This is a genomic window from Aliidiomarina sp., assembly GCF_047920995.1.
Lineage (GTDB): Bacteria > Pseudomonadota > Gammaproteobacteria > Enterobacterales > Alteromonadaceae > Aliidiomarina.
Window position 1 is genome coordinate 66,305 of sequence record NZ_JBLRWZ010000009.1, and the last position, 6,000, is coordinate 72,304.

7 protein-coding genes and 1 tRNA gene are annotated in these 6,000 nt (G+C 51.0%); 7 read left to right on the plus strand and 1 reads right to left on the minus strand.

Going from position 1 to position 6,000, the window contains the following annotated elements; translation table 11 throughout:
• Positions 1-233 precede the first annotated feature (233 nt).
• The 4 genes from upp (at position 234) to ACNA7P_RS04000 (ending at position 2,069) form a co-directional block, all read left to right on the plus strand.
• Positions 234-863, plus strand: a complete 630-nt coding sequence (gene upp, locus ACNA7P_RS03985) for a uracil phosphoribosyltransferase (protein ID WP_416257320.1) — start codon at positions 234-236, stop codon at positions 861-863.
• A 230-nt stretch (positions 864-1,093) separates the two neighbouring features.
• On the plus strand, positions 1,094-1,366 hold the full coding sequence (locus ACNA7P_RS03990; RefSeq protein ID WP_416257321.1) for a DUF1778 domain-containing protein: 273 nt from the start codon (positions 1,094-1,096) through the stop codon (positions 1,364-1,366).
• Positions 1,356-1,883 carry a GNAT family N-acetyltransferase gene (locus ACNA7P_RS03995; protein ID WP_416257322.1) on the plus strand — a complete coding sequence of 176 codons (528 nt, stop codon included), beginning with the start codon at positions 1,356-1,358 and terminating at the stop codon, positions 1,881-1,883. The genes ACNA7P_RS03990 and ACNA7P_RS03995 overlap by 11 nt, the downstream gene beginning before the upstream one ends.
• A gap of 109 nt (positions 1,884-1,992) precedes the next feature.
• Positions 1,993-2,069 (plus strand) — tRNA-Trp (locus ACNA7P_RS04000).
• Between the two features lie 129 nt (positions 2,070-2,198).
• Here the strand turns inward: ACNA7P_RS04000 and radA are convergent.
• The gene (gene radA, locus ACNA7P_RS04005) at positions 2,199-3,560 is read right to left on the minus strand and encodes a DNA repair protein RadA (RefSeq protein ID WP_416257323.1); all 1,362 of its coding nucleotides are present in this window, start codon (positions 3,558-3,560) and stop codon (positions 2,199-2,201) included.
• A gap of 92 nt (positions 3,561-3,652) precedes the next feature.
• Between radA and ACNA7P_RS04010 the strand changes: the two genes are divergently transcribed.
• The 3 genes from ACNA7P_RS04010 to ACNA7P_RS04020 all read left to right on the plus strand — a co-directional run.
• On the plus strand, positions 3,653-4,696 hold the full coding sequence (locus ACNA7P_RS04010) for a hypothetical protein (protein ID WP_416257324.1): 1,044 nt from the start codon (positions 3,653-3,655) through the stop codon (positions 4,694-4,696).
• Positions 4,693-5,706 (plus strand): FecCD family ABC transporter permease, encoded by a 1,014-nt coding sequence (locus tag ACNA7P_RS04015; protein WP_416257325.1) that lies wholly within the window; start codon positions 4,693-4,695, stop codon positions 5,704-5,706. The genes ACNA7P_RS04010 and ACNA7P_RS04015 overlap by 4 nt, the downstream gene beginning before the upstream one ends.
• Positions 5,703-6,000, plus strand: a 298-nt coding sequence (locus tag ACNA7P_RS04020; protein WP_416257326.1) for an ATP-binding cassette domain-containing protein, incomplete at its 3' end; no start/stop codon positions are given. The genes ACNA7P_RS04015 and ACNA7P_RS04020, both read left to right, overlap by 4 nt.

The window sequence follows — 6,000 nt, forward strand, 5'->3', positions numbered from 1 at the left end:
TTGCGTGCGCGAGGGCAGTGTGGCTTGCGAGAGCTGAAGCCCTCAAGCACCAGCCAGAGTGTCTGCCGCAGGGATGCGGCAGCCAAGCCTACATGGAAGTACTTGCGGCGTCTCTGGCGGTGCCGAGGGCTTCAGCTCTCGAAAGCCACACTGCCCGGAAGCGCGCAAGCCGTTCCCCGAACGCGAAGAATTCCGTTATACTTGGGGAAATTCATGCATTTAAAGAGGCCCCGATGAGTATTCATGTTATTAAGCACCCGCTAATTCAGCACAAAATTGGTTTAATGCGTGCGGCCGATATCAGCACCAAGAACTTCCGCGAACTAGCGAACGAACTAGGCAACTTGTTAACCTATGAAGCCACCAAAGATCTAGAGCTCGAAAGTACGGAAATTGATGGCTGGGCGGGTAGCCCGATTAACGTGCAGCGCATTAAAGGCAAGAAAATAACCATCGTGCCAATTTTGCGGGCTGGTTTGGGCATGATGGACGGCGTGTTACAGCTGATTCCCAGCGCCAAAGTAAGCGTGGTGGGCTTATACCGTGATGAAGAAACCCTTGAGCCGGTACCTTATTATGAGAAATTCACCAGCAATATTGATGAGCGCATGGCGCTGGTGATTGATCCAATGCTAGCTACTGGCGGCTCAATGGTAGCTACCCTCGATATGCTGAAAAAACACAACTGCAAAGAGATACGCATTTTGGTGCTCGTAGCGGCGCCAGAAGGCGTGCAGCGGGTATTGGTAGAGCATCCAGATGTAACCATTTATGCGGCAGCCATGGACGAGCGCCTAAATGAGCACGGCTATATTTTGCCAGGTTTGGGTGATGCCGGTGATAAGATTTTTGGCACTAAGTAAGCGCTAATCTTTTAATTTTCGGCTGAACGCCTCTGGTCAACGCCTCTGGTTAAGCATCACGCAATAAATACTGCTATTCATTTCACACCTTCATTTCCCCCTATTGCAAGCGTACGTACATCATACGTTCGCTTGCGTTTAATTTCCACTGTGCTAAAATTCTTCATACGTACAATTGCCGTACCAAGAATTTCAGCTTTTCCTTATCAGGCCACGGCGAGGGAGATATCATGTCAGCATTAACCTTAAAAAAAAATGCCCGTTTAGATTTAAAAACAACACAACATAACAAAGATTTACTTGCGCAAGCGGCGCAGATTCGCGGTGTGGATATGACAACATTTATTATCGAGCCCGCGCTTAAAGCCGCGCGCGATGTTATTGAGCAAACACAGCTGCAAATGGAAGAGCAGAAAGCGCTATACAATGCTCTAGCAAAACCTGCAGCACCAACCAATGCGTTGCGTGATTTACTAGCAGCAGGAAAGTTCGATGAGCGGTAAGCCATTTATAATCGAGCGATATGATGTTAACAAAACCTATTTCCAACAAAAATCCTTTGATTGCGGGAATAAGGTCATTAACAAATTTGTTCACGCCTCGTTAAAAAAGCAAGTGCGCAATGGGTTTTCCCAAGCTTATGTTTTGCTTGATCAAGGTAACAATGAACGCTTTTCCGCTTTTTACACACTCGCTTCGTTCAAGTTATTGGCTAGCGATATGGCTGCAATCTCTGCGAATAGCTTTCCACGAGATATACCATGCGTTCGATTGATAATGCTTGGCGTCGAGCGCAAGCTTCAGGGGCAAGGTATCGGGAAGAAAATAATTTCTGATGCTTTGCACCGAGTATATAAAGCATCCAAAGAGGTAGGAGTTTTCGGGGTTTATTTAGATGCAGATCCAAACGCTATCAATTTCTATCACTCATTAGGCTTTGTTAGATTAGATAGCGGTGGTAAAAAAGAAATAGCTAAAATGTTTTTAAGCATGAACAAAATTCATGCGCTACTTTCATAGATTACATTGCTTAAGTTACATAAATCGCTTAAAAACCGTGCAAACGTTTTGGTTTTAGAATAAAACACTTGCCGCCGCATAGATGCTCGGTATAATTCAGCGCTGTTGCAGGGGCGTAGTTCCAATTGGTAGAACAGCGGTCTCCAAAACCGACGGTTGGGGGTTCGAATCCCTCCGCCCCTGCCAATTCTTAGAAGCGCATGGCATTTGCCAGTTGCGCTTTTTTTGTGCCTAGTGTTTTTTGTGCCTAGTGATTAGGGCTTGGCGCGTGCCAGCGGGCTGAAGCCGCGGCACGCATCTACTTACTAACTCGGCCTACAGTAATTCCAGCGCCTCGGCGATATTCTTCACGCCTTGCACTTGCATGCCGGCAGGCGGATTCTTGGGTACATTGGCAATCGGTACAATGGCGCGCTTAAAGCCGTGCTTAGCCGCTTCATTAATACGATCGCCGCCGTTTGGCACCGGCCGAATTTCCCCTGAAAGCCCTACTTCCCCAAACACGATCATATCGCGCGGCAACAGCTGATCGCGGTAGCTGGAAACAATAGCGAGCAACAAGGCTAAATCGGAGCCGGTTTCGGTAACTTTCACGCCGCCCACTACGTTCACAAATACATCTTGATCGCCGAGCATCAGGCCGCCATGACGATGCAAAACGGCGAGCAATAATGCCAAACGATTTTGCTCGGTGCCCACGGCAACCCGGCGTGGATTCGACAACTGCGAGCTATCTACTAAGGCCTGTATTTCAACTAATAGCGGCCGCGTGCCTTCCCAAACGGTAAGCACTACCGAGCCGCTGCCATGCTCTTCACCGCGGCTGAGAAAAATGGCAGAAGGGTTTTTCACTTCTTTCATACCATCGCCCATCATGGCGAATACGCCGAGCTCATTTACGGCGCCGAAGCGGTTTTTCGTACCGCGCAAAGTGCGGTAGCGAGAATCGCTATCGCCATCCAAAATAATGGAGCAATCAATACAATGTTCCAGCACTTTCGGGCCGGCGAGCGAGCCATCTTTAGTAACGTGCCCCACCATGAAAATGGCCACGTTATTCTGCTTTGCGTAACGGGTAAGGTAGGCGGCGGTTTCGCGCACTTGCGAAACACTACCAGGCGCCGATTGAATATCGGCCAAATGCATTACCTGAATCGAATCGATTACCATGATCTTGGGTTTTTCTTGGTCGGCGAGCTGAGTGATTACTTCTACCGACGTTTCTGCCAGCATGCGCAATTTATTGGTAGGAAGGTTCAAACGCTGAGCCCGCATGGCCACCTGCTGTAACGATTCCTCGCCCGTTACATAAAGCGCGGGCATGGTTTCCGAAAGCTTACACATGGTTTGCAGCAACAAGGTACTTTTACCGGCACCCGGAGAACCGCCAATCAAAATCGCCGAGCCCGGCACAATGCCGCCACCTAGCACGCGATCAAGCTCTGAAAAGGTACTTGAGAAGCGCGGCACTTGCTGCAAATCCACTTCACTTAACGTTTGCACCTTCGATTCCGTTAAGCCGGCAAAACCGGTACGCACTGCGCCACGAGATGGCGTGGAACCTAAGCGCACTTCGGCAATGGTGTTCCAAGCCTTACATTCACTGCACTGCCCTTGCCAGCGCGGATAATCGGCCCCACAATCGGTACATACATAAGCGGTTTTTTGCTTCGCCATTATTGCTCTCTTTTTATTTGAAAGGTATCCAGCTTGCCCTCGCGGAGGCAGCAAAGGATAATGCCTGCAAAACATAATAAGGGATGGGCTGCATGAGGGGAACCCGCTTGCGCAATTACCAACTAATTCTATTCATTTTGGGCCTCTTTATTTCGGCTGCTGGCTCTACTGCCGCGGTTGCAGGTTCAGCGGTGATTAATGGTGAAGCCGATGCGGAACCAGTTCCGCTGCGCGTTGCCTCTATGAATTACTGCATCGATTTTGTTCTCGCACGCTGGCAGCAGCACGAAGATGCCAATTTCACCCTCTTTCCAGCGGGAGAGCACCAAGGCCGCATTGAACAAATGCTACAAATTCAACCCGATATTATTATCGCCGGACAATTTAACTCCCCCATCACCCTGAATAATTTCCGCAACCATGGCTTGCCCGTAACCGTGCTCGCCGAACCCAATAGCTTCGCTGGCTCCGCCACCTTCTTCCGCGAACTCGCCACCGTGCTCAGCCAGCCCACCCTCGCCCACCGCGATCTCGCCGCGCTCCGCGGGAGAAAGGGGTCAGTGAGCGCGGTGTCTGACACCACTTCCTCTGGCACCGAGCTGCAGCCCAAGCCACACGGGAATATCGGGGTGGGGACAGAGAAAACGGGGTCTGACACCGCGCTCACTGACCCCATTCTCTCGGCGCTCGCGCTGCAGGCGAACCAGTGGAGTTTTGGCGGTAACAACCTGCTCAATGAGTTGCTGGAGTATTTGGGGTTAGAGAACTTGGCGGCGCGCAATGGCGATGGTTTGGTGCGGATAAATTTGGAAGATGTGATCGCTTGGCAACCACAGGTATTGTTATTGGATGGCAAGGTTAACATGCACGATGCCAATCATGAGCGAACCACTGCGGCTAATGAAAACGCACCCACCACGTTCGCGCTTGCGCACCTTAATCTAATGCATAAATCCCTGCGCAATTACCAGCAGCGCAGCGATGTGCTCACGATTTATCTACCACGAGAACTCAGTGGTTGCATGGGGCAACGGTTGCCGGAGGCCATTGCAATTTTGCGCTATCAATTGCAGCATTCCAATACACAAAACTCCAGTAAACAAGCAACAACGCCCGCGGCGGAGAATAATAAATGAAACATCGGCTGATTTTAATTGCCCTGATCCTCATCAGCAGCATCGCCGCGCTCAATGTTGGCAATTACCCCATTGATGTATGGCATACGCTCATTACGGGCATTTTCACTGAAAACAACGCGCTACTGGCAGCTCCAGAGCAACAAATTTTGTTCGATATCCGCATGCCCCGCGTATTACTCGCGCTCATTACCGGCGCCGCACTTGGCCTCGCCGGCGCGGCCATGCAAGGCTTACTGCGCAATCCACTGGCCGAGCCCGGCATTATTGGCGTATCCAGCGGTGCCGCGCTCGCCGCCGTTATCGTGCTCTACTTCGGCTTCGCCACTTGGTATTCCTGGCTATTACCCATCAGCGCCGTTACCGGCAGCGCCATCGCATTATTTATTGTAGTGGCCATCGCCGGTTTACGCGCCAGCATCACCACTCTAATCCTCGCCGGGGTGGCCGTATCCGCCCTGCTCTCCGGGCTTATTGCATTGGCACTGAGCATGGCACCTAGCCCGTTCGCAATGCAAGAAATCAGCTTTTGGTTAATGGGCTCACTTGGCAACCGCGATATCTCGCAAATTTTACTTATCGCTCCATTTATTTTCGTGGGCGCAATACTCGCGTTCGCCACCGGACGTTATTTACAAGCGCTTACCCTCGGCGAAGAAACCGCAACCTCCATGGGCTTCAATGGCACCGTGCAGCGCGGCAAAATTCTCATCGGCAGCGCCTTATTGGTAGGCGGCGCCGTGGCCGTAACTGGCGTAATTGGCTTTGTTGGCCTTATCGTGCCGCACTTGCTGCGTCCATTCGTACACGGCGATCCGCGCCGATTACTCACCAGCAGCATGCTCGCGGGTGCACTGTTAGTGCTCTGGATGGACATCCTCGTACAAATTATCCCCACCACCAGCGAACTAAAAGTGGGCGTAATGGCCACCTTAATCGGCGGCCCGTTCTTCCTAATGCTGCTCATTCAGCACAACCTTTCCGGATCATTATGGGGGAGCGAGCGATGAGCACGCATGTGAATATAGATAAGCAGGCAATTCAGATACAAAACCTAAGCTACGCCTATGCCAATCGCCAAGTACTGAACAATATCAGCACAATCTTTAATTTCGGCGCTGTTACGGGCGTTTTCGGCGAAAATGGCGCTGGAAAAACTACCTTATTGAAAATTTTAGCGGGTATTTTGCCGTTTCAGCAGAGCTCCAAGCCCATGCTCTGTTTCGGCGAACTCACTCGCGCCGATATCGGCTACCTTGGCCAACAAGTGCAACCCGCCTGGGCGCTGAAAGTGCGTTCACTCG